Origin of the sequence: Paenirhizobium cremeum, from assembly GCF_022884085.1 — a bacterium.
Taxonomy (GTDB): Bacteria; Pseudomonadota; Alphaproteobacteria; order Rhizobiales; family Rhizobiaceae; genus Allorhizobium; species Allorhizobium cremeum.
In genome coordinates this window covers 31,579-56,104 of sequence record NZ_JAGGCS010000017.1, presented here as the reverse complement: position 1 = coordinate 56,104, position 24,526 = coordinate 31,579, and the positions used below count along the sequence as shown (strand labels likewise).

The following is a 24,526-nucleotide window of genomic DNA, read 5'->3' as shown; positions in this document are numbered from 1 at the left end:
TAGGACCTCTAGTCACTAGAGGTGCAAGAGGCGTTTGTGAGATATTTCATGGAAAAAACGGGGCAGCATGCAGCGGGCGGGCGCCGACAGAAAGCAAACCGGACAAGCGCCGGCATCGGGTCGCAGGGATATGACGATGGGGGAAAGAAATGGTACGGTTGGTGGGAATCGAACCTACGACCTCAGGTGCCACAAACCTGCGCTCTAACCAACTGAGCTACAACCGCACATCTGACGCGCGAAGCGTCGTGAGGGGTCACATACGGGTACTCGGCTTTTTTTTCAAGCCCTTTCTGCAGCAAAAGCAAAAGGGGTCGGGCATGACCCGACCCCTTGGGTTTCCGATGGGAAAATTCCGGAGCCTCAGGCGGCCTTGAAGGTGGATACGACCTTCTCGACGGCTTCCTTGCCCGGCTTGGCGACGGTTTCGGCAACCTTCTTTGCGGCTTCCTGCATAGCCTTGGCCTGCTCGACCGTGACTTCGGCCTGCTTGCGGATGAAGGAGGTCTGCAGTTCGACGAGTTCGGCGACCGACTTCACGCCCAGCAGCGCTTCCATGTGGGAAAGCGACATGTCGGCATTGGTGCGGAGCGCGTCGATGGCCTTGAGGCCGAGTTCGACGGTGCCGGCCTGGGCCGACTGCACAGTGGTCTCGACGGTCTTCGACGCTTCCTCGGCGGCAGCCTTCATCTTGGCGAAGGCTTCCTTCGACTGGGTGGCGCCCTTTTCAGCGAAGTCGCGGAAGCTTTCCGAGAACTTGGAAGGGTCGAAGGCGGAGAAGGAAAAGACGTCCTTGGGAGTAGTAGCAGCCATTTGAGTGATCCTCTGTTTTGAGGCCCGTTTACGGGCTCGAATTCATTCCATAATCCTTATATAACACGTCATATTGTGCACTGCAATATGTTTGTGCGATGCAATATACAATTTCGCCGCGTGCCGTTAACCGTATTGGCCGAAAGCGATGGCGTTCGCTGGACCGAAAGGCCCTGCCTAGGTATTAAAAATCTGTTAATTTGCAGTGCATGCCGGCAATTGCTAAGACAGGTCTCACGATGCCCGCCCAGTATCCGTTCATCGACGTCGCAGTCCACGAGAGCATCCGAGCCCGCTTCGCCCGGGGGGAAGCCCTGGTGGTGTTTGCGCCAGCGCTCGACAAGGTGCTGTGGGCGAACGGCGCCGGCGCGCGCTTCTTCGGCAATGCCTCGATCTATGACTTCATCGAGGATGGTCCCGCCCGCAATGACGTGACCTTCCGGCAGCTTGAAGCCGTCGCCCGGCAGCTTTCGAAAGTCGGCGACAGCCGCCCGCTGCTGATGCGTGTCGCCTCCGGCTTCCAGCGCGTCCCTGTTTCGGCCTCTGTCGAAATGCTGGAACTGCGCAGGGGCGAGCCGGTCGTACTGCTGGCCGTCCCGCTTGCCGGAAAGACTTCAACGGCAACCCAACGCGCTACCGACATGCTCGCCGGCTTCGACGATCCGGATACCCACATGGCCGTGCTCGACGGCGAGGGAGCGGTGGTCGCGGCATCCGCGCATTTCGCCGAACTCGGTGTCACGCCGCATACGGCCCGCATGCTGGTCAACCTTGTTGGCGCCGACCCCCACCACCTCGTCAAGCGGCCGACCCCGACCGGACGCGGCTATCTGCCGGCGGCGATCGGCAAGCTCTCCGACGATCCGGCGCTTCATCTGCTTTTCGTGGTCGAGACCATCCTCGGCACCATGGACCCGACCGACGATTTCGATGACGATGAGGCCGAAGCGGAGATCGTTGCCGTAACGCAGGAAGCACCCCAGCCTCTCAGCGAGGCCGTGCCGGAGGTGGTGACCGAGGCCAAGCCCGCTGCCGGCGAGATCCCGCAGTCCACCGAGATCCCGCCCTCCGCCGGCGCGTTCGCCGACGTTGTCGAGGCCCTCGGAGACATCGAGGAAATCGAGGAAAGCGCCGAGGAACTGGCGGAAGAAACCATCGACTCCTCCGAGGATTTCGAGGCGGAGGCTATGCAACCGACAGACGACGACAGCCAGCCCGCGGATGACGTGCTGGAAGTCCATGCGTCTGCCGAGGAGATTGCCCAACCGGAGGACGTCGCGAAGCCTGACGTGGATGAGCCGCAATCGGCGTCGACACCTGCCGCTTCCGCTCAGCGCGTTGAGACTATCACGGCCGCAGAGACCCTAGCCGGTGAGCCTGTGGAAACACCTGCGGATCGCGGCTTCGTCTTCTCGCCTTCCCGGCGGGCGGTGCGTTTCGTCTGGAAGATCGACGCCGAGGGACGCTTCTGCGACGTATCGGACGAATTCGCCCAGGCGGTCGGTCCGCGGGCAGCCGATATCAACGGCGTCGCCTTTACCGATCTCGCAGCCCTCTTCAATCTCGACCCGGACGGCAAGATCGCCGAACTCCTGAAGAAGCGCGACACCTGGTCCGGCAAAACGATCCACTGGCCGATCCAGGGCACGACCCTCATGGTGCCGGTCGATCTGGCCGCGCTTCCGACCTATACGCGCAGCCGCGATTTCGACGGTTTCCGCGGTTTCGGCATCGTGCGCTTCGCTGACGCCGTCGAGGACCCCAACCGCACAGGGCTGACCTTCGTCGAGAGCGCCGAGAGGGATCTGCCGGAAGCCGAAGACGGGATGGAGAGCCCTGTTGTGCCTGCGACCGGAGAAACCGCCGGACAGAGCGACGACACCGTGCCGGACGACATCGTTCCAGCCGCGAACGAAACGGCCAAGCTTGCGGAAGAGCCTGAGGTCTCCGTGATCGAGGACACCCTGACCGATGTCACCGAAGAGCCGGCATACGAGACCGCAGACCTGTTTGCGGTACCGGAAGAGCCCGCCGGCGAGACGTTGCCTCCGGAACCCGAGCAGCCGGCTCCGGCTCTTGAAACGCCCGCGCACGAACCGCCGGCGCTGCAGATTTCGGAAACGCCCAACCGACGCCATTCGGACAAGGTGGTGCAGCTTGAGGAGCGCCGCAGCCGGGAGCGCGACGGGCTCACGGCCGGAGAACAGGCTGCCTTCGAGGAAATCGCCCGCAAGCTCGATCCGCTCGGCCTCAGGCTCCGCCGGGATGGCGCCCCTGCCGCCGCCACGGCAGAGACCGAAGCGGCGAGCACGGAAACGCCGGCCGCAAAGTCCGCCGAAGCCGTTTCGTCTGTCTCCGAGCCCCTGACATCGTTGCCCGAATCCAGGGACGAACCCTCCATCGAAGTGCCGCAGCCGGCGAAGGAAGCGTCCGTCGTACGGTTGAAGCGCGACAACAGCCTGACGGGTGACATCATCGACCTGATGCCGGTCGCGCTGCTTGTCCATGTCGGCGACCGGCTCATTCACGCCAATCCGGAATTCCTGAACCTCACCGGCTATGCTTCACTCGACGAGTTGAATGCGACCGGCGGTCTCGATGCGCTGATCCAGCGACAGGATCTCGAACAGGCAGGCGACGAGGCCGGACAGGTGGTCGTGGTCCGCGCCGACGACCGGCTGGTTCCGGTGACGGCACGGCTGCAATCGGTGAAATTCGACGATGCCAGCGCGCTGATGCTGGCGCTGGTGCCGTCGGCGGCGGAAAGTGGAGGCCGGGAACCGGTTGAACCGATGGCCGCCGAGCAGCCGCAAGGCCAGCAGGCGGTGGCCGAACATCTCGCCCACCTGCAGGTCGAAGTCGACGAACTCCGCTCTATCCTCGAAACCGCGACCGACGGCGTGGTGATCCTCGGCGCGGATGGCGATATCCGCTCGATGAACCGGGCGGCAAGCGCCCTCTTCAATTATGACGAGGAGGAGACCCGCGGAAAGCCCTTCGTCATGCTCTTTGCCCATGAGAGCCAGAAGTCCATCCTCGACTATCTCGGCGGTCTCTCAGGCCATGGGGTTGCAAGCGTGCTGAATGACGGCCGCGAAGTGATCGGCCGCGAGGCGTCCGGCGGCTTCCTGCCGCTCTTCATGACCATCGGTCGTCTCACGAGTTCCAACGGCTATTGCGCTGTGATCCGCGACATCACCCAGTGGAAGCGGACGGAAGAAGACCTGCGCAGCGCCAAGCGCGCCGCCGAGACAGCGAGCGCCCACAAGACCGACTTCCTGGCGCGCGTCAGCCATGAGATCCGCACGCCCCTTAACGCGATCATCGGTTTCGCCGACATGATGGCCAACGAGCATTTCGGCCCGGTCGGCCATCCGCGCTACAACGAATATGCCAACGACATCGTCCGTTCCGGCCGGCATGTGCTCGACATCGTCAACGACCTTCTCGACATCTCCAAGATCGAGGCTGGCGAGATGGATCTCGACTTCACCGCCGTCGGTCTCAACGAGACGGTTTCGGCGGCGGTGGCGATCGTCCAGCCCCAGGCCAACAGCCAGCGGGTCATCATCCGCACGGCGCTTTCGCAATCGGTGCCGAACGTGGTCGCCGACCTGCGCTCGATCAAGCAGATCGTTCTCAACATCCTGGCGAATGCCATCCGCTTCACCCCGTCCGGCGGCCAGATCATCGTATCGACGGCCTATGAGGCGAACGGCAGCGTGGTGCTGCGGATCCGCGATACCGGCATAGGCATGACCCGGTCGGAGCTGGAACAGGCCATGAAGCCTTTCCGCCAGGTTTCCGCCGGCGCGCGCAATCGCGGCGACGGCACCGGTCTCGGCCTGCCGCTCACCAAGGCCATGGTCGACGCCAACCGCGCGAACTTCTCGATATCCTCGGCACCGAACGAGGGTACGCTGGTCGAGATCAGCTTCCCGTCGCCGCGCGTCCTCGCCGGCTGAGAACACCGCTTCCCGATGTCCAGCGACCTGGGTTTCGGGGAAGCGCCATGACGCAACTTCCGGTCTTCCGCTGAAATGGATGTGGAGCGGCGGGCTCCGCCGGGGCCGGGAGGAAGCCCGTGCCCGCCACTCCACCTTCGCCGTCATTGCGCGGCAATGAACGTGGGTTACGCCGCTATCTGATACCCACTGCCGCCGCAGACGACTTGAACCTGCTGCAATATGTTCCGGCTTGCCGGGTCACCACATTTCCGGATCGGCCGCCACGGAAGATCCGTAGCAATCCCGCTCAAGCGCTTGCCGCGCTTTCGCCTGTTGCTGCTGGGCGATCATGCCGCCCGCCGTGGATGCGACCTGGGAAGCGATGGCACCTCCGCGCCCACCAAAACCAACGAATCCACCGGCCATACCAAGCATGTTGCCCGCCATCGCCGAATTCATCTCTCGCTTCAGGGCAGCCTCGCAATCGGCCTCACGCCCCGTTGGGGGATTGGCGGTTTGCGCCATCTGTCTTGAAGCGGACGGCATCTCCGACGGCTTGGGCTTGGCCTGTTTGGCGGCGGGCCGATTGAGGGTCGCTGGCTCGATCGCTGCCGGATCGCCGCCGGCAGATTGCGTCTGACTGCAGCCCGCGACGCAGGCAAGCAGAAGAACGACGGCGCTCCTTCTCAAGATCGCCTCCGGATGCGCGACCGGCGCGTGCTACGAAATTCGAGGCATCGCAGCAGCATGGCAAGAATGAATGCAGGCATGTCTTTCCTCCTTGATGAGACAGGATTCTGCAGAAACTGAACCGCGGGCCTCGGACCGGAAGCGCCAACGGAAGCACTCCCGGCCCACCCGGGGTGGGGAATCAGAACAGGACCTGGAAGCGGGCAGCCCCCGAAATCTGCGCATCCAAACCTTCCGTCGCCGCATGGCCCGACAGCGAAATCACGGCGTTTTCGGTTACCTTCAGGTCGATATCGGCGCCGGCGCGAACCCAGGTCTCGGCGAATGAGCCGCCGCCGAAATCGAAGCCGTAGAGACCGACGACCTGACCCTGCGCCCGCGGGGCATCTCCTGTCGCATGCACGAGTTCCATCGAACCGCGAAGGGTAACCGCAGAGGTCAGTTCCGTGCGGGAGGCCAGGCCGAGGCGTATTTCATTGGTAGTAACGACCTGCTTGTCGAAGGCGCTGGGGAAGGGCCCGCCGGTTTCGGTGTAGCCATCTACCGTCGTGCGGCCCCAGGTGTAGGCGAGATATGGCGAGAAGCCGGTTGAAGCCAGGCTGAAGGCATCCTGCCAATCGGCACGCAGACGCAGCACACCGCTGCGCATGTCGGTGTCGCCGTCCGAATAGGCCATGGCGGCGCCGTTGGAATAGCCGCGCTTGATATCAGCGTCCCAGCCGCCGTAAAGGCCCGTCAGGGAGAATAGCACCGGCATGCCATCCGGGCGCCAGTTCATTTCACCGATGGCATACTGCCCGTTAAGTTCAGCGTCGCCGTTGTTCAAGAGATCCTGCTGTGAGCGCAGCACGCCACCGCCAAGACCGATCCGCATGGTGCCGTCGAGCAGATCGCCGCAAAGGCCGGCTTCCGCCAGCGAAACTCCGGTGTCCCGCCCGTCGTCGTAATGGGCGATGTCGCCGTTGGTCCAGCCGCAGACACCGCCTTGCTGCGTCGGGTAGTTCATAAGCGGACGGTGATGGGCGCCGTTCAACGGCACATTGGCCACCATCCGGCCGGCCCAGCCGGCATAGCCCGCATCGTAGAGCGTCCTGTTGTATTCGTTGACGTTCATCACGCCGGGCGGCGGCGTCGGGCCCGGTTCGCCTCCGGGGCCCGGATCGGATTCCGGCACAGGCACACGGGCGATGAAGGGGCTCTCGCCTGAGGGGTTGTCATCGTCCCTCATCATGCCGACGATGACCGAGCCATTGTCAGAAACACCGGTTGCTTCCGACAGAATATGGCCGCCGACATCCACGCCGGCCTGCAACAGCCAGTCGCTGACGTAGATCATGCCCGTCTCGCGGGTCCAGCGGAAGGCGTGCTCCAGATAGGTTTCATCGTCATCCGACGTGCCGACGATGATGCTGCCGTCCTTGTTGACAGCCAGCGCCTCACTGGAGGTACCGCCCAGCGTGCCGAGATCCTCCATCTGCGGATTGCTCCCTGGCCCGCCCGTGCCATTCTCTGTCCAACGAAAGGCATGGACACCATAGGGGGTGGAGAGCGTGGACCATCCGACGACCACCCCGTTGTCGCTGACACCGGTTGCCCGCGAATAACTGCCTCCGAGAACGCCCAGGTCTTCGGCACTGGCCGTGCCGTCCGCAATGAGGTTTGCGAGATTCCATCGGATGGCGTGAAAGGTCGCCCCTCCCGCGCCCTCGCCCCATCCAACGGCGAACATGCCGTTGCCGCTGATATCGTCGCCCAGCGTCAGGGCATCGGGCGCCCGGCCGCCCAGCTTGAACATCTGCGGGTTGGCATCCAGCCCGGTCGTCGCACCCTCGACCCATACAAAGGCCCTGACGTCGGAGTGGATTTCCGTCGAGCTCGCCCAGCCGACGATGCGCTTGCCGTCTCTCGATACGCCGCTCGCAGACGAAATCCCGCCGGCATCGATGCCCGCGAAAGTGCCGAGCTTCTCGAACCCTCCGCCCGACGTCCAACGGAAAGCAAAATCATCGGCATCGGCATCCAGAAATGAGCCGACGACGGCGCCATTGTCCGATACGTCGTAGCCGAGCGTCTGGTGATTTTCGATGATCTGGCCGATGTCCTGCAGAGTTCCTGTCGTCGCATCGTAGAGAAACGACCGGTAACCGGAATCCGCAGTATAGCCTTCGCCAACGACATATCTGCCATTGCCGCTGACAGCCACCGCGCTGTGCCAGGTGATAGCAGAGGGCAGTTCGCGGATATTTTGGAAGAATCCTTCGGAATGAGCCGGCGTCGGCATGACGAGCGCCGTCGATCCCAACAACCCGGCCATCCAGATCTTCCTGCTGCGTGCCAGCCGCCGTATCTTATAGCTTGTCCGCGTTTGCCCCATGCTTCCGTCTCCGAACACCTGCGATAGTTACTTCAAGGTTTCGGACCTATTGGCCGCAGGTCGTCCGAGCTATCAACGCGGGGAACAGCCATGCATAAGCATTTGCAGAGCCGCATAACTTTTTTGTCCAGACGGTAAAAACGCAAAAAAGGACCATGCCGCGCCAGCAATGCTGGCGCGGCATGGTCCCGTTGCTTCAGTTGCACTCCAGATCTCAGTCCGCTTCACTTTCGCGGCGGTGCTGGCCGGGCGGCACTCCAAAGCGGCGGCGATAGGCGCTGATGAAGTTCGACAGCTGGTTATATCCGACCATCCAGGCGAGATGTTTCAAGGGAATATCCCGCTTCTCAGAGATCATCCTGTGCGCCGTCTTCATGCGGGCGTCCAGAAGCGCCTCGAAAACCGTCATGCCGTAGACATGGCGGAAACCCTGATTGAGCCTGCGGGGCGCAAGCCGCACCAACGCGGCAAGCTCATCAAGGCTCGGCGGCGTGCGCAGGTCCGACATCAGCAGGTGATGCGCCTCGCGCACGCGGGCAAGATCGCGCGGCGTGATGGAGGGCTGGACAACGGCGCTTTCGCCCAACCGGTCGAACTGATGCGTCAGCAGTTCGAGCGCCTTGCTCTCGCGCCAGAGCGTCGCCATGTTGCCGCGATAGGGCGGCTGCAGCAGGTCGTGGGCGGCGCGCATCACGGCGCGGTTGATCTCGAACATGTGCAGGATGGGCAACTGGCCATCCTGCAGGGCGTCGCGGATCAGCGGCGGCAGACCGTTGCGGGCCGCCAGATTCTCGAGCGCGTCCGGCTCCAGCATCAGCGTGACGGCGCGCCACTGCTTGCCGGCCTCCAGATGATAGACGATCTCCCGCTCGGCAAGGCTGAGCACGAAGGAACGTCCCGCCCCCTTCCAGCTCTGCCGCGGATTGCCCTTGGCCTCGATCGCGCCTGCGCCATCGAGCATGGCGCCGAAAACGAGGTTGCCGGCCGGAGCATCGCCCTGGGCTCTCAGCTGCCAGGCGTGGGAAGACATGCCCTCGACACGGTAGAGCGCGATACCGGGGCGCACAGGCAGGCGCTCGATGAAGCCGGAAAACGGCCCATCATCGAATGCTATGCGCCCCTCGGAATCGAAATTCAGCGCGTCCCTCGTGGCCGCGGTCTCGGCTATCCACGCCATTTCATCCATTCGAATATTCCCGCTGCAATTCAAAAACAATAATATGCATGATGCATATATATTTTATGAAGGCTGGCAGACTGTCAACCATGCGGATGCATTTTTGCGACAACGGCCTTGCACCATAACCCGGCAATCCGCCTTGTCGACCCGTTCCCTTCCGCGCCGGTTTCCGCTAGATCATGGGGCAAACGGACCTTGGAATCCATGCCCGTCCGAGAAATCGAACCTGACCGGAGACGCACAACTTGCCCACGGATGCGCCCGCAGCGCCTCTTGCGAAACACTCTCTCGTGCAGCGAAGGCCCGGCGCCATAGCGTTGGCCGCCATCATCGTATCGGCCCTGGTGGCCATGCCGGTCGCGGCCATTTTCGTGATCGGGTTTACCGGCGATGGCGGCAACTGGGAGCACATGTTGACGAACGTCGTGCCACGGGCAGGCCTGCGCACCCTCTGGCTGCTCGCAGCGACTGGCGCCGCGGCCGCGATTGTGGGCATCGTCAGCGCATGGCTGGTGGCAACCTGCGAATTCCCATTGCGCCGCGTCCTCTCCTCCGCCCTTGTGCTGCCGCTCGCCATGCCTTCCTATCTCGCGGCCTATGCCTTCGGCGAATTCCTCGATTTCACCGGTCCGGTGCAGAGCACCTACCGGGCGCTGTTCGGTTTCCATTCCGTCCGCGACTACAGTTTTCCCGACATCCGCTCGCTCGGTGGTGCCGTTCTGGTAATGTCCGCCGTTCTCTATCCTTACGTGTATCTCTCGTGTCGCTCGATGTTCATGATGCAGGGACGGGCGGCGGCCGATGTCGCCCGCACGCTGGGCGCCGGCCCCTTCCGGGTCTTCGCCAAGGTGCAGATCCCGATGGCCCGCCCCGCGATCATGGTCGGCCTGACGCTGGTGATGATGGAAACGCTGAACGACATCGGTGCGGTCGAATATCTGGGCGTCAATACGTTGACCTTCTCGATCTACGATACCTGGCTCAACCGCGGCAGCCTGTCGGGGGCAGCACAGATCGCCTGCATCATGCTGGTTTTCGTGGTCGGCCTCCTGGCGCTCGAGCGATGGGCGCGCCGGCAGCAGCGCTTTTCCAGCCACAAGACGACGGCCATCGTCACGGACGCTGTCCGGCTTCATCTGCGGGGTTTCCGCAAATGGGGAGCGACGCTCTTCTGCCTTCTGCCCGTGCTGGTGGGCTTTGCCATTCCTTTCGCCGTACTCGCGGGCTTTGCCCTGCGGCGCCTGGAAAACTTCGCGGAACCGCGCCTGCTGAAAGCGCTCGGCCATTCGGCGATGATCTCGTCCTCGGCTGCGGTCGCGACCGTCGTCCTCGCCTTCGTGCTCGCCTATGCGGCCCGTTCGCATCGCTCGCCGGCGATTTCAGTGGCAAGCCGCGTAGCCTCTCTCGGTTACGGCGTTCCCGGTACCGTGCTCGGCATCGGCGTCCTCATGCCATTGGCAGCGCTCGACAATCTTCTCGACGGTGCGATGCGCACATATCTCGGGGTCTCGACCGGGCTTCTGCTTTCCGGCACCGGCTTCGCCATCGTCTACGCCGCGACCGTCCGCTTCCTGACGATGGCGGAAGGCACCATCGATGCCGGCTTCCACAAGCTTTCGCCACATCTAGACATGGCTTCCCGCACGCTCGGGCGGAACGGCTTTCAGACCTTTCGCGAGGTGCTGCTGCCCAATATGCGTCCGGCGGTCCTGACGGCAGCGCTGCTCGTCTTCATCGAAACCCTGAAGGAGCTGTCCGCAACCATCCTGCTGCGTCCCTTCAACTTCAACACGCTCGCAACCCTCGTCTATGAGGACGCATCCCGCTCCAAGGTGCAGGACGCCTCGGTCGCCGCGATCATCATCATTCTCGCCGGGCTCATTCCGGTCATCATGGTGTCGCGCTCGCTCGACAAGAGCCGCTGACGGACAATCCCAGGCCATCCGGACAAGAAAAAAGGGCGGTCGAGACCGCCCTGAAGTTATGCTGTTCAACTGGAGTCGAGTCGATCACAACATCATGTTTTATCGGAACCGAAAGGTTCGCAAACACACGCTCATCGTGTGCACCCAAGTTGCCCTAGCTATGACAAAGGCCCGTTAACAAGTCGTTACCGCCGGGTGCGGACCGTCCCCCCGGAAATGGGGAGCCGGCACCGGACCTGCGGGAAACCTCAACCTAGGATCGCAGATCGGCGAGATCGGCAAACAGCTCCAGCGCCTCCGGATTGGCCAGTGCTTCCTTGTTCTTGACGGGTCGGCCATGCACCACTTCGCGCACTGCGAGTTCGACGATCTTGCCCGATTTGGTGCGCGGGATGTCGGCAACCTCGATCACCTTGGCCGGCACATGGCGAGGCGATGCCCCGGTGCGGATGCGCGTCTTGATCGCCTTCACCAGATCCTCGTCGAGACGGCGGCCCGCCGCAAGCCGGACGAACAGCACCACGCGCACGTCGTCGTCCCATTCCTGCCCGATGCAGAGCGCTTCGAGCACTTCATCCATCTGCTCGACCTGATTGTAGATCTCCGCCGTGCCGATGCGTACGCCGCCCGGATTGAGCGTCGCGTCAGAGCGGCCATGAATGACCAGACCGCCGTGAGCGGTCCATTCCGCGAAATCGCCGTGGCACCAGACGTTGTCGAACCGCTCGAAATAGGCGGCGCGATATTTTGCGCCCTCCGGGTCGTTCCAGAACATGACCGGCATCGACGGAAAGGCCTTTGTGCAGACCAGTTCGCCCTTTTCACCGCGCACCGGCCGACCTTCGTCATCCCAGACGTCAACGGCCAGGCCGAGGCCCGGACCCTGGATTTCGCCGCGCCAGACGGGTTTCACCGGATTGCCGAGCACGAAGCAGGAGACGATATCCGTGCCGCCGGAAATCGAGGCAAGGTGCACGTCTTCCTTGATGCCCTCGTAGACGAAGGAAAAACCTTCCGGCGACAGGGGCGATCCGGTCGAGGTTATGAGGCGCAGGCTGGAAAGATCATGCGTCATCTTCGGTGTCAGCCCGCCCTTGCGGACCGCATCGATGAACTTCGCCGACGTTCCGAAGATCGCGAACCTTTCCGCCTCCGCATAGTCGAACAGGATATTGCCGTCCGGATGGAAAGGCGAGCCGTCGTAAAGGCAGAGCGTGGCGCCGGATGCGAGGCCCGAGACCAGCCAGTTCCACATCATCCAGCCGCAGGTGGTGAAATAGAAAAGCTTCTCGCCCTCCTGCAATCCGCAGTGGAAGCGCTGTTCCTTGAGATGCTGCAGCAGCGTGCCGCCCGCCGAATGGACGATGCATTTCGGCACACCTGTCGTTCCGGAAGAAAACAGGATGTAGAGCGGATGCGAGAAGGGCAAGGGTGCGAACTCAATGGCCTTCGCCTCATAGGGCGCGACCAGATCGGCGAGCGTGACGGCGCCGGGAACCGCCGCCGCAAGCGCCTCGGCATCACCGGCATAAGTGACAACCACCAGAGGCGATCCGAGTTTTGCCGATACCGCCTTCACCTTTTCGGCGACATCCTGCTTCTTGCCGTTGTACCAGTAGCCATCGACCGCGATGAAGAGCTTGGGCTCGATCTGTCCGAAGCGGTCGAGAACGCCCTGCTCGCCGAAATCCGGTGAACAGGATGACCAGATCGCGCCGAGCGAGGCAGCCGCCAACATCAACGCAACCGTTTCCGGCATGTTCGGCATCATCGCCGCGATGCGGTCGCCCTCGCCGATGCCACGCGCCTGAAAGGCCTGCTGCAGACGAGAAACCGCGCTGAGCAGACGGTCCCAGGACCATCGGTCCTCGGCCTTGTCCTCGCCGCGGAAGACGATGGCATCTCCCTCGCCGGCCCCTGCAAGCAGGTTCTCGGCGAAATTCAGCTGCGCCTGCGGAAAGAAGCGGGCCTCCAGCATGACGTCGCCGTTTTCCAGAACGACATCCCCCTTGTTGCCCTTCACACCGCAATAATCCCATACGGCCGACCAGAAGCCGGCGCGATCCTCGATCGACCAGGCATGGAAATCATCGTGGTCGGTAAATTCGCGACCGATGCGTTCGCCACACCATTGTGTGAAGCGGTGCATCGGGGTCTGCTTGATGAAGGCGTCGGATGGCACCCAGAGCGGCTTGTCTTCTTGCATGCGTTCCTCCTCGAAAGACCCCGTCTGTATAACAGTTTGCAACGCAATATAAAGTGCTGGAACACGGCTCGCATTTGCAACGGCGCGGCAATTCCTATATCCCGCATCGGCGATACGCGAGACAACCGGACCGAGCCCCGACAGTCCCATGCCCGAAGCGCCGCAGACCATCGAACCGAAAAAGGCCGCCCCGCGCCGGTCGCCGGTCCGGCGTGCGTTGCGGATCGCGCTCGCCCTGCTCAGCGCCGCTCTCCTCGTCTTCGTGATCTCACGAGCAGCCGCACCCTACCTCATTTCCAGCGGTCTGGTGCGCTCCGCCATGGAGCGGGCGGTCGCGCAGTGGACCGGTCACCGGGTTTCAATCGAGGGGACGCCGGAAATCGTCTTCTGGCCAGAGCCGCGCGTCACCCTGAATGCGGTTACGATCAGCAAGCAGACGGAGAGCGGCCGGAAGGTGCTTGGCAGGGTCGAAAAACTATCGGCATCCTTCGGGCTCTATTCCGCGATCCAGGGCCGCCCCCGCTTCAAGTCCTTCCATTTCCTCAAGCCCGAAGTCTTCGTCGATCGCGACAAAGATGGCCGGCTCGACTGGGCGAGCGAGGGGCTTTTATCCGCTGCGGTCCGGCAGGTCGCGTCGCAGGCGGGCGGCGGGCAGGCGCTGAGCGGCGATCTCGATGCGCCAGTGGGGTCGATCACCGTCGAAAACGGCAGCGTCCGCCTTACGGATGCGGCTTCCGGGCGTGACTACGCCCTGGAGGGCATCGCGGCGGATATCTCGTGGCCGCGTCTTTCCGGAACGCTCGAGGCGGAGGCGTCGCTGACATTTGCCGGACGGCAGTTCAAACTGGATTTCTCATCGCCCCAGCCCCTGCTCCTCTTCGGCGGCAAGACGGCGGCGATGGCGTTTTCTCTCGATGGCGCGGCATTCTCGTCAGCCTTCGAGGGCGTCGCGGGCATGGGACGCGCAGATCTCGGTTCCGGCGACCTGAATCTCAATCTCAAGGATGTCCCCGCCCTTCTCGACTGGGCCGGGGTCAAGATCGCCGGCCTCGACAAGCTCAAGGCGGCCTCGCTCCGCGCGCGGCTCTCAAGGGTCGAAAACGAATTGCGGTTCGACGGGCTGGAATTCGTTCTCGACGACATCCGCGGCAGCGGCATTCTGGGGCTTTCCCGTCCGAAGAACGGAAAGCCGCTACTCAGCGGCACGCTCGCTTTCGACCGGTTGAACATCGCCGACCTCCTCAGTTCGTTTTCGCTGGACCTGCCGAACGAGCAGCCGCGCGACGAAGCCCGCCAGCCGCGGCTAACGCAATGGCTCGACTTCGACCTCACGCTTTCAGCAAGCCAGGCCGCGCTGCCGCCCTTCGATCTCGGCGACGTCGCAGCCAGCATTTTGCTGACGGGAAAGACAGCCAGGTTCGACATTGCCGACGCCGCTTTCGAAGGCGGCGATATCACGGCAAGCTATGCCGGGGCCGAGGGCGATTTTTCCGGCGGCGGCAGTCTGACACTTGCGGTCCGCAACGCCGATTTCGGCGCGGTCATCGACCGGATGCAGATCAAGGGACCGCTGCCGCGCGGGCGCGGTTCGGTCGATCTTGCGCTGAAAACCGAAGACCCCCTGTGGGCGACCGATCTTTCCGAGATTTCCGGCAAGCTTTCCTTCACCACGGAAAACGGCGTGCTGCAGGCGATCGACAGCCAGAAATTCCGGGAACTCGCCGCGACCAAGGCCTACTACCAGCTTAGCGCAGCCGGCGGCGAGGCCGGCCTGCCCTATAACCGGCTGGAGTTCGTGGCAAGCTTCGGCGGCGGCTCGGCGGAGATCGACAAGGCCCGCCTGATCGGACCGAACGAAACGCTCATCCTTTCCGGCATCGTTCCCTATGAGGATAAGGCGCTCGCCGTTTCCGGCGACCTTTTCGCCTCCGATCCCGCCCGCCGCAGCGAGCTTCCGCGCATGCGCTTCTTCGTCGGCGGTTCCTGGCCGGACCCCGTCATCTCGCCCGTCCAGATGCCGGCGGAGGCGCTTCCGCCCCTTCCGGGGACCGTAACGCCCGCACCGTGATTTCAGGCCGTCCGGGCCGCCACATGCTCGTCGCGCTGACGCTGCAGTTCCTGCCGTTTGGTCATGATCGAGGCGAAGATGACGCCCGTCGTCACCAGACCGATCAGGATCGAGCAGACCGCGTTGATTTCCGGCGTCACGCCGAGGCGCACCTGACTGTAGATCTTGATCGGGAGAGTCGTCGCGCCCGGGCCTGTGGTGAAGCTCGCAATCACCAGGTCATCAAGCGACAGGGTGAAGGCCAGCATCCAGCCCGAAACGACGGCCGGCATGATAAGCGGCAGGGTGATCTTGAAAAAGGTCTTGACCGGCGGGCAGCCAAGATCCAGCGCCGCTTCCTCAAGGCTCATGTCGAAGGTCAGCAGGCGAGACTGCACGACGATTGCGACATAGCACATGGTGAAGGTCGTGTGGGCGATCGTCACCGTCATCAGGCTGCGGTCGATATTCATCGCAACGAAGAGCAGCAGCAGCGACAGGCCGGTGATGACCTCCGGCATGACGAGCGGGGCATAGACCATGCCGGAAAACAGCATGCGTCCCGGAAACCGGCCGAAGCGCACGAGCGTCAATGCCGCGAGCGTGCCGAGCACCGTGCCGAACGTCGCGCTCATGATGCCGACGCGCAAAGTCACCCAGGCGGCATCCAGCAGCCCCTGGTTCGACCAGAGCGAGGAGTACCACTTGAGCGAAAACCCGCCCCAGACGGTCACCAGCTTCGAATCGTTGAAGGAATAGACCACCAGGATCAGGATCGGCAGATAGAGAAACGCAAATCCCAGCGTCAGGACGGTCGAATCGAGCTTACCAGGCTTCATCGTTCCACCTCACGCCTTCTCTTGCTGGTTCTGGAAGATCATGATCGGTATCACCAGCAAGATCAGCAGCACCACCGCCACGGCGGAGGCGAGCGGCCAGTCGCGATTGCCGAAGAACTCCGTCCACAACGTCTTACCGATCATCAGCGTGTTCGGACCGCCGAGAAGATCGGGGATGACGAATTCGCCGGTAATCGGAATGAAGCAGATCATTGCGCCTGCGATCACGCCCGGAATGGAAAGCGGTAGGGTGATGCGCCAGAAGGCCTTCCATGGTGGGCAACCGAGGTCGCTTGCCGCCTCCAGCAATGTTCCGTCGAGCTTCTCCAGAGCCGAATAGAGCGGCAGCACCATGAAGGGCAGGTAGGAATAAACGATCCCGATGAAGATAGCGGTTTCGGTGCGGAAGATCTGGACCTGCTGGTCCGGCCCGAAGATGCCGACCGTCTGGAGCAGGAGCGTCAGCAGGCCTTCCGGTTTCAGAATGCCGATCCAGGCGTAAACGCGGATCAGGAACGATGTCCAGAACGGCAGGATGACCAGCATGAGCAGTGTCGGACGGATTGCCAGCGGGGCGCGCGCCATGGCGAGCGCCATGGGATAGCCGATCAGCAGCAGCAGCACGGTGGAGATGAAGGCGATCCTGAGCGACGACAGATAGGCGCTGTAATAGAGCGGGTCTTCGGTCAGGAAGAGATAGTTTTCGAAATCGAGCTGGGAGAAGAAATCGCCGATCGCCGAAAACCCTTGGAAGAGCGGCGTATAGGGCGGCATGGCGATCGCCGTGTCCGACAGCGAGATCTTCATGATGATGAGGAAGGGCGCCAGGAAGAACAGTGCCATCCAGGCATAGGGCACGAGGACCACCAGCCAGCGGGCGGGCGATGAACTCGTTGTCTGAGCTGCGGTCGCGTCGCTCATCGGCGCCTCCTCAACGGGTCAGCACGAGACCGGCCTCGGCGGGCCAGGTCAGCCAGACCTTGTCGTCCACCGTGATCGGGCGGTCCACGAGGCGCGAAACATTGGCCTGAGCGGCGCGGAAGGTCGATCCGTCGGCGAGCTTGACGATGAAAACCGAGAAGTCCCCGAGATAGCCGATATCCCAGACCTCGCCCTGCAGGGCGTTGGCCGAATTATCGGCAGGCGCGTCCATCGAGATACGGACCTTTTCCGGCCGGATCGCGAAGGCGACGGATGCGCCAGGCTCCGCCTGGCAGGAATGCTGTTCGACATTGACGTTGATGCCGCCTTCACAGGCGACGCGGGCAAAATCGAGTTCGCCGCGCTTTTCCACCGAGACGAGCTTGCCCTCGACGATATTGATGTCGCCGATGAAATCGGCCACGTAGCGGCTGTTCGGCGCCTCGTAGATTTCCGCCGGCGTCGCCACCTGCATGATGACGCCCTTATCCATTACCGCGATGCGGTCGGAGACGGTCATCGCCTCTTCCTGGTCATGGGTGACGATCAGGAAGGTCAGCCCGAGCGTCTGCTGGATGTCCATCAGTTCGAACTGGGTTTCCTCGCGCAGCTTCTTGTCGAGGGCGCCAAGCGGCTCATCGAGCAGCAGCACCTTCGGCCGCTTGGCGAGCGAACGGGCGAGCGCCACGCGCTGACGCTGGCCGCCGGAAAGCTGGCTCGGCTTGCGCTTGGCGAACTGTTCGAGCTTGACGAGCTTCAGCATCTCCTGAACGCGCGCCTCGATCTCGCCCCTGGCCATGTTGTCCTGCTCGAGACCGAAGGCGATGTTCTTTTCCACCGTCATGTGCGGGAAGAGCGCGTAGGACTGAAACATCATGTTGGTCGGACGCTTGTAGGGCGGCGTGCCGGAAATGTCCCTGCCCTGAAGGAGGATGTGGCCTTCGGTCGGCTCCTCGAAGCCCGCGAGCATGCGCATCAGCGTGGTCTTGCCACAGCCCGAGGGGCCGAGCAGGGAAAAGAACTCCCGCTCGTAGATGTCGAGCGTCAGGTTGCTGACGGCGGTGAAATCGCCGAAGCGCTTGGTGACATTCTCGAACCGGATGAACGGCTTTGCCTGCGGGTCGTTCCAAGGAGAAAATTTGCGTTTGACCGGTCCAAGAGATTTCGCCATCGCGTGACCCAATGTTGAAGACGTGAAAGTAGGGCTGAAACAAAGCCGGGCGGGAAATCCCGCCCGGCAAGGTTTTTCCGGATTAGCTGCCGGTCTTGATCTGCGTCCAGACCCGGTTCAGCACGCGCTGCTCCTTGGGCCCGTAGGGCGAGATCGTGAATAGTTTCTTGGTCGTCTCCTCGTCCGGATAAACCGACGGGTTCTTGAACACGGACTCGTCCAGGAACTGCTGCGAGGCGAGGTTGCCGTTGGCGTACTGAACGTAGTTTGAAGCCTTGGCGATGACTTCCGGCTTCATCAGGTAGTTGATGAACTCGTGGGCTTCCTCGACATTCTTGGCGTCCGCCGGGATTGCCAGGTTGTCGAACCACATATAGGTGCCTTCCTTCGGGATCACGTAGTCGATCTTGACGCCGTTGTTGGCTTCCTCGGCACGCGCCTTGGCCTGCAGCACGTCGCCCGACCATCCGATGGTGATGCAGATGTCGCCATTGGCGAGATCGTCGATGTAGGAGGAGGAATTGAAGGTCTTCACGGACGGCCGGATCTTCATGTAGACGTCGCCGCCGGCTTCCAGATCGGCCGTCTCCTTGCTGTCCGGGTTCTTGCCGAGATAGTTCATCGCGATCGCGAAGGTCTCGTCGGAAGCGTCGAGGATGTTGATGCCGCAGGACTTGAGCTTCTCGGCGTTCTCCGGCTTGAACAGAACGTCCAGACTGTCGATCTTGACGTCGCCGAGGGCGGCTTTCACCTTGTCGATATTATAGCCGATGCCGGTGGTGCCCCACATGTAGTTGACGGCATATTCGTTGCCGGGATCGTACTTCGCCAGCCGCTCCATGACGGCAGGCCACATGTTGGAAAGGTTCGGCAGCTTCGACTTGTCGAGTTTCTGGAACACGCCGGCCTGGATCTGGCGGGCGAGGAAGGGACCGGTCGGAACCACGACATCATAACCAGAGCCGCCGGCGAGCAGCTTGGTTTCGAGAATTTCATTGGAATCGAAGACGTCGTAGACGACCTTGATGCCGGTTTCCTTGGTGAAGTCCTCGAGGATCGATTCATCGATGTAGTCGGACCAGTTGTAGACGTGGACGACGCGATCCTCGGCATTTGCCCCACCGGCAAAAACAATAGCTGCCACGGCCACGGAGGCCCAGCGGATGAAATCGGCTTTCATTTTTTCTCCTGTTCCTGAATCGGGCGGGCAGAACGCCCTTCACCATTCCCTTTGTTTTTTTTGACAGACTAAGAAGGAATTGGTCGGGCGACAAGTTAAATTATGCGCGGCGCAATATCTCCGGCGATCACTGGAAATCGAAGGCCGAAAGGCCCGTCACCATCTCGTCCAGGCCGAGCGGACGGGTGACCGGAGGCTCGGCGCGGGCAAGACATCCCTGCCTCTCGCACAACCTGCAGGCCGTTCCCACAGCGACCGGCGGCGCCGTCGCGATCGCCTGACCGTAGACCACCTCTTCCCGGTGGGCGATGTCGCAGCCGATCAGCAGCGCGGTGCGCCTGACGCGCTCGGAAAAACCGGCCTGCGGACCTTCGAGCGTCCGAGAAATCGTCAGGAAACCGGTGCCGTCGGGCATTTCGACGGCATCGACGAGAACCTGCCCCGGCTGGGCGAAGGCGGCGTGTATATTGAGCTTGGGACAGCCGCCGCCGAACTTCGCCTGCGGATAACCCTGAGCGCCGGCCTTGCGGAAGCGGTGGCCGGCCGTATCCACCTCCAGCATGAAGAAGGGAACGCCGGCAGCACCTGGACGCTGCAGCATGGTCAGCCGGTTCGCCGCCTGCTCGTATGAGACGCTGAAGCGCGAGCGCAGGATATCGATGTCGTAGCGCGCCCTCTGCGCCGCCGCAAGAAAGGCACCGTAAGGCATGGTCACGGCATGGGCGGCGTAACGCGCGAGTTCGAAGCGGCCGAGCCGTTTCGCCTCCCCGGTCGAGAAGGCAAGCGCCTCCAGTTCTGCAGCGATCTCCTCGCCCAGCGCCAGCAGGCTTGTCTCCATCGCCACCTCCCGCAACTGGTCGAAGGGCGACAGACGCTCTGACAGGAAAAGCCGCATGGAATGGCGGTCATAGCGCCGCCGCAGGTTCGGCATGGCATGGATCGGCAGGGTGCGCACCACGATGCCGTGCCGGCTGCGGAGCCAGGCCTTCAGCGCGACGCCGAGATCGTCGCCGGGTGAAAGAGAGAGCGAGGCATGGAACGCCTCCGCCGCATCCTCGATGCGGGCATGGAAATTCGCCCGCCTCTCCAGTTTTTCCCGCACCTCGTCCACCGGCAGGCGGGTGCCGGAAATCGAGGTCTCATGCCCTTCCCTTGCCAGAAGCTCGGCCAGGTCCGTCAGCCTTGCCGCCTGCTCGCGATAGGCGCGGTAGAGCTTGACGATACCGGCGGCGGCATTGGGAGCGGCTTCCGCCACTTCGATCAGTTCCTGGTCGCCCGGCACCTCGCCCGAGAGCAGCGGATCGGCAAAGACCTCGCGCAACTGACCGGCCGTGCCGCCCGCCTCGCCCTGCAACTCGTCGAGATCGACCTTGTAGACGGCCGCAAGCTTCAGCAGCAGCTGGACTGTGAGCGGGCGCTGGTTGCGTTCGATCAGGTTGAGATAGGACGGCGAGATGTCGAGCGCTTCCGCCATTGCGGTCTGGGTCAGGCCGAGGCCGTTGCGGATGCGGCGCACGCGCGGGCCGGCAAAGATCTTGTTTTCCGCCATTTTACACCCCTTTTACAAAGCTCGACAGATTATCGGACTTCGCCAACTTTACATTTTTTACAAATTTACATCGTCGAATTGTCAAACACAAGACAGCCTAACCTCATTTATCCCATTGTTTTTCCGTTTATTCTGGAAATTTTGTGCAGCGCGCTGTAAATCCAGTCACATCGAAGGCGAGCTGATCGATATCGGAAATTCGAACAGCCCGTACAGCAAAGCAAGAGGGAGTGCCTTATGACTGATTTTTACAATCTCGTTCCGACTGCACCGAAAGGTCGCTTTGACGGCATCGACCGTCCGTATAGCGCGGCAGACGTCCAGCGCCTGCGCGGCTCCGTAGAGATCAAGTACTCGCTTGCCGAAATGGGTGCGAACCGCCTCTGGAAGCTGATTAACGAAGAGCCCTTCATCAATGCGCTTGGTGCTCTCTCGGGCAATCAGGCGATGCAGATGGTCCGCGCCGGCTTGAAGGCGATCTACCTCTCCGGCTGGCAGGTCGCTGCAGATGCCAACACCGCGTCCGCCATGTATCCGGACCAGTCGCTCTACCCGGCGAACGCTGCGCCTGAGCTTGCACGTCGCATCAACCGAACGCTTCAGCGCGCAGACCAGATCGAGACCCAGGAAGGCAAGGGCCTTTCGGTCGACACCTGGTTCGCTCCGATCGTTGCCGATGCGGAAGCCGGCTTCGGTGGTCCGCTCAACGCCTTCGAGATCATGAAGGCCTTCATCGAGGCAGGTGCTGCCGGCGTTCACTTCGAAGACCAGCTCGCATCGGAAAAGAAGTGCGGCCATCTCGGCGGCAAGGTCCTGATCCCGACCGCTGCTCACATCCGTAACCTGACCGCTGCGCGTCTCGCCGCCGACATCATGGGCGTTCCGACGCTGATCGTCGCCCGCACCGATGCCGAAGCCGCAAAGCTGCTCACCTCCGACATCGACGAGCGCGACCAGCCCTTCGTCGACTATGACGCAGGCCGCACGGCGGAAGGCTTCTATCAGGTCAAGAACGGCATCGAGCCCTGCATTGCCCGTGCCATCGCATACGCTCCCTACTGCGACCTGATCTGGATGGAAACCGGCAAGCCGGACCTCGAACAGGCCCGCAAGTTCGCGGAAGCCGTGCAGAAGGCGCATCCGGGCAAGAAGCTCGCCTACAACTGCTCGCCGTCGTTCAACTGGAAGAAGAACCTCGACGACGCGACGATCGCCAAGTTCCAGAAGGAGCTGGGTGCGATGGGCTACAAGTTCCAGTTCATCACGCTCGCCGGCTTCCACCAGCTGAACTTCGGCATGTTCGAGCTTGCCCGTGGCTACAAGGAACGCCAGATGGCAGCCTATTCGGAGCTGCAGGAGGCGGAATTCGCCGCGGAGGTCAACGGCTACACCGCGACCAAGCACCAGCGCGAAGTCGGCACCGGCTACTTCGATGCGGTATCGCTCGCCATCACCTCCGGCCAGTCCTCGACGACGGCGATGAAGGAATCGACCGAGACCGAGCAGTTCAAGCCGGCCGCCGAGTAAGGGGCTCGCCACTCATCCGGCAACCACCACCTTCTCCCCGCGAGCAGGGAGAAGGTCCCGGCAGGGGGATGGGAGGCAACAGCCAACGCGCACAGACAGCAGATCAAAACTTCAAGAACCCCGAATAGAGAGGAGAAATACCATGACCCCGCAGACCCGAGTTAAGGAACGCGCCGAAGAACAGGCATCCGCAATGACCGCCGACCAGCAGGCAATGATCCGCATGGTCGCCAACGACCTGCATCGCCTCAACCAGTCGGTCATGAAGGCCGTCGATGCGGGTGTCTCGGTCGAACTCGTCCGCTCCGCCCGCCACCACGGCGGCGACGGCAACTGGGGCGATCTTCTGATCCCGGTCATCGTCACCCAGAGCAGAAGCGCTGCCTGACGCAATCCATCCGGAGCCCTGCCCGGATCGGTTCCCGCGCAATGATCGCCACGCTTCGGGGGGAGCAGGCCGATCGTTGCGCGGGACTTTGCCTTTGGCCGATGGTCGGACCCGATCCACGCGATCGCAATACGAAATGGCGCGCAATGTAAAGTCGCCAATCTGTCAAATGCCCTTATAGCGTGTTAGTTTTCCTGTCATTTCAGAGGGGGCTCGAAATGGAACTGACGCAGCAGGACATTAACGAGATCGCCGAACTGCTCCCGTCCGCCGACGACGGCAACACTCAGATTGCCGAAATCACCCGACAAGCGGATCTCGCCTGGCCGCGCAACAGATTGTTCGCCACGGCCGCCAATCTTCAGTTGCTGACGGAAGGTATGATTCCGGGTATAGAGCAGACAAGCCCGCCGGCGATCACGCCCGCAGCGATGCCTGCCAGAACCTTCAGCATCAGCTATGGCTTCATTTCCCTCAAAGACGGATTGGCCGAGGAGATCGAATGGCCTGTCTCCAAGAGCGGCAAATTCGCGTTCGGGGTATCGATTTTGGCGACGGCACCGGCGGGAAAGGCCAGCCAGAAACCGCTTGAAACGTCCATTCGCTTCGTAAGGCGGCAATTTCCGGTAATCGTCACCTATACGAGGTTAGAACCGCACGGCATCCCACCCCATCCGGGCAATCCGAGTACGGTCGGAAGCAGCGCATGCTGGGTCAAACCGGCGATGAAGAACCCTCCCTTCGACCGGGGCATTCTGACCGCCCGCCACGTCGTCGAGCACTTGTCGCTTGGCACCCCGATCGACCTTGATCCTTCCACGGACCACAACACACCGAACCAAGGATATCTCGCCGACGATGGCCACTGCGCGGTAGACGCGGCGGTGATCGAAATCGATTCCACGGACTGGCCGGCCGGCCTGAGTTCGCTTTCCCTGCTCGGTCCGTTTCCAAACCCGACGCACGTTGTCGCTCCCGGCGATGCCGTCACGCTTGACGGACGCCTTACAAACCCAGGAAATCGGTCGGTTCTCTCGCACCATCCGCTGCCCGGCTACTGGGGTTCGATGATGGGCCAGCGGCTCGTGCTCGATGCGCAGGCCCAGGGCGGCGACAGCGGCGCGCTCGCCACCCACAATCATACCGGTGCGGGGGTGGGTATCTACATGGGCGGCATAGACGACGGCAATGGCGGCAGGAACGGCCTCTGCCAGGATCTCTATCAGGCCGTCAAATATCTCGAAGTCGATCCTTATCTCTAAAACGGGAGAACGACATGACCAACCTGACCATCATCGTGCCTGCGGCCGCGGCGGCCGTTCCCGAGAGAACACGCGAAGCAGACAAGGGCGGTGAGCAGCATGGACTAAGGGAAGCAGTTTCGCGCCTTGTAGGTTACGTGCCGAAGGACACGGGGCAGCTTGACAAGAAACTCGCCGAAACCATCGCGCAATTACAGGAAGTCATCGGCAAGATCGAAAAATCATCTGTTGGCTCGATGCAGTTGAAGAGCGTGGAAGTCGGCCTCGCCATCAGCGCCGAAGGCAGCATCGGCATCGTAACGGCTGGCGTGGAAACGAGCATCACACTCTCCTTCGAACGCGCTTAGAGGGCAGGTCCGCCGATTCTTCGGCATGACGACGCATTTTCTCAACGACCGGTTCGGCATCAAGGTCTCCGCCGCCGATACCGAAGGAGCGCTCTGTATCATCGACACCCTGCACGACCGGGTGGGCGGTCCCGCCGGGTCGCGGCGGCGAAACCTCCGT

At 62.3% G+C, this 24,526-nt stretch carries 17 protein-coding genes and 1 tRNA gene; 7 read left to right on the top strand and 11 right to left on the bottom strand.

Features of this window, described 5'->3' with window-relative positions; translation table 11 throughout:
* Positions 1–150: 150 nt before the first annotated feature.
* Both J5N58_RS22980 and J5N58_RS22975 read right to left on the bottom strand, forming a co-directional pair.
* A tRNA-His gene (locus tag J5N58_RS22980) sits at positions 151–227 on the bottom strand.
* Positions 228–363: 136 nt separating this feature from the next.
* A complete protein-coding gene (locus J5N58_RS22975) occupies positions 364–813 on the bottom strand; it encodes a phasin (protein WP_112828382.1) in 450 nt (149 codons plus the stop codon).
* A gap of 239 nt (positions 814–1,052) precedes the next feature.
* On the opposite strand from J5N58_RS22975, the gene J5N58_RS22970 reads away from it, so the two are divergent.
* Positions 1,053–4,778, top strand: coding sequence for a PAS domain-containing sensor histidine kinase (locus tag J5N58_RS22970; RefSeq protein WP_244713292.1), 3,726 nt, complete (start codon positions 1,053–1,055; stop codon positions 4,776–4,778).
* A gap of 240 nt (positions 4,779–5,018) precedes the next feature.
* Here J5N58_RS22970 and J5N58_RS22965 read toward each other — a convergent pair whose 3' ends face one another.
* The 3 genes from J5N58_RS22965 to J5N58_RS22955 all read right to left on the bottom strand — a co-directional run bounded on the left by J5N58_RS22965 (position 5,019) and on the right by J5N58_RS22955 (position 9,010).
* The gene (locus J5N58_RS22965) at positions 5,019–5,450 is read right to left on the bottom strand and encodes a hypothetical protein (protein ID WP_113442101.1); all 432 of its coding nucleotides are present in this window, start codon (positions 5,448–5,450) and stop codon (positions 5,019–5,021) included.
* Between the two features lie 181 nt (positions 5,451–5,631).
* Entirely contained in the window at positions 5,632–7,764 is a 2,133-nt protein-coding gene (locus J5N58_RS22960; protein ID WP_244713250.1) for an autotransporter domain-containing protein, read from the bottom strand.
* A 274-nt stretch (positions 7,765–8,038) separates the two neighbouring features.
* Positions 8,039–9,010 carry a helix-turn-helix transcriptional regulator gene (locus tag J5N58_RS22955; RefSeq protein WP_244713248.1) on the bottom strand — a complete coding sequence of 324 codons (972 nt, stop codon included), beginning with the start codon at positions 9,008–9,010 and terminating at the stop codon, positions 8,039–8,041.
* A 344-nt stretch (positions 9,011–9,354) separates the two neighbouring features.
* Between J5N58_RS22955 and J5N58_RS22950 the strand changes: the two genes are divergently transcribed.
* Entirely contained in the window at positions 9,355–10,929 is a 1,575-nt protein-coding gene (locus J5N58_RS22950) for an ABC transporter permease (RefSeq protein ID WP_244713290.1), read from the top strand.
* A gap of 253 nt (positions 10,930–11,182) precedes the next feature.
* Here the strand turns inward: J5N58_RS22950 and J5N58_RS22945 are convergent, their stop codons facing one another.
* On the bottom strand, positions 11,183–13,135 hold the full coding sequence (locus J5N58_RS22945; RefSeq protein WP_244713246.1) for an acetoacetate--CoA ligase: 1,953 nt from the start codon (positions 13,133–13,135) through the stop codon (positions 11,183–11,185).
* 148 nt (positions 13,136–13,283) lie between these two features.
* On the opposite strand from J5N58_RS22945, the gene J5N58_RS22940 reads away from it, so the two are divergent.
* A complete protein-coding gene (locus tag J5N58_RS22940) occupies positions 13,284–15,203 on the top strand; it encodes an AsmA family protein (protein WP_113339704.1) in 1,920 nt (639 codons plus the stop codon).
* Between the two features lie 2 nt (positions 15,204–15,205).
* Here the strand turns inward: J5N58_RS22940 and J5N58_RS22935 are convergent, their stop codons facing one another.
* The 5 genes from J5N58_RS22935 to J5N58_RS22915 all read right to left on the bottom strand — a co-directional run bounded on the left by J5N58_RS22935 (position 15,206) and on the right by J5N58_RS22915 (position 20,842).
* Positions 15,206–16,021, bottom strand: coding sequence for an ABC transporter permease (locus tag J5N58_RS22935; protein WP_112828390.1), 816 nt, complete (start codon positions 16,019–16,021; stop codon positions 15,206–15,208).
* 9 nt (positions 16,022–16,030) lie between these two features.
* Entirely contained in the window at positions 16,031–16,942 is a 912-nt protein-coding gene (locus J5N58_RS22930) for an ABC transporter permease subunit (protein WP_112828391.1), read from the bottom strand.
* A gap of 10 nt (positions 16,943–16,952) precedes the next feature.
* On the bottom strand, positions 16,953–18,113 hold the full coding sequence (locus tag J5N58_RS22925) for an ABC transporter ATP-binding protein (protein ID WP_113339703.1): 1,161 nt from the start codon (positions 18,111–18,113) through the stop codon (positions 16,953–16,955).
* Positions 18,114–18,195: 82 nt separating this feature from the next.
* Complete coding sequence (locus J5N58_RS22920; RefSeq protein WP_113339702.1) at positions 18,196–19,293, bottom strand: polyamine ABC transporter substrate-binding protein; 1,098 nt, start codon at positions 19,291–19,293, stop codon at positions 18,196–18,198.
* Between the two features lie 127 nt (positions 19,294–19,420).
* The gene (locus tag J5N58_RS22915) at positions 19,421–20,842 is read right to left on the bottom strand and encodes a helix-turn-helix domain-containing protein (protein WP_112828394.1); all 1,422 of its coding nucleotides are present in this window, start codon (positions 20,840–20,842) and stop codon (positions 19,421–19,423) included.
* Positions 20,843–21,079: 237 nt separating this feature from the next.
* Between J5N58_RS22915 and aceA the strand changes: the two genes are divergently transcribed.
* From aceA to J5N58_RS22895, 4 genes are all read left to right on the top strand, one after another.
* Positions 21,080–22,369 carry an isocitrate lyase gene (gene aceA / locus J5N58_RS22910; protein ID WP_112828395.1) on the top strand — a complete coding sequence of 430 codons (1,290 nt, stop codon included), beginning with the start codon at positions 21,080–21,082 and terminating at the stop codon, positions 22,367–22,369.
* A 142-nt stretch (positions 22,370–22,511) separates the two neighbouring features.
* Positions 22,512–22,757, top strand: coding sequence for an SMc00767 family acetate metabolism repressor (locus J5N58_RS22905; RefSeq protein WP_112828396.1), 246 nt, complete (start codon positions 22,512–22,514; stop codon positions 22,755–22,757).
* A 218-nt stretch (positions 22,758–22,975) separates the two neighbouring features.
* On the top strand, positions 22,976–24,019 hold the full coding sequence (locus tag J5N58_RS22900) for a hypothetical protein (protein ID WP_113466769.1): 1,044 nt from the start codon (positions 22,976–22,978) through the stop codon (positions 24,017–24,019).
* A gap of 14 nt (positions 24,020–24,033) precedes the next feature.
* A complete protein-coding gene (locus J5N58_RS22895) occupies positions 24,034–24,366 on the top strand; it encodes a Pepco domain-containing protein (protein WP_244713240.1) in 333 nt (110 codons plus the stop codon).
* Positions 24,367–24,526: the final 160 nt, after the last annotated feature.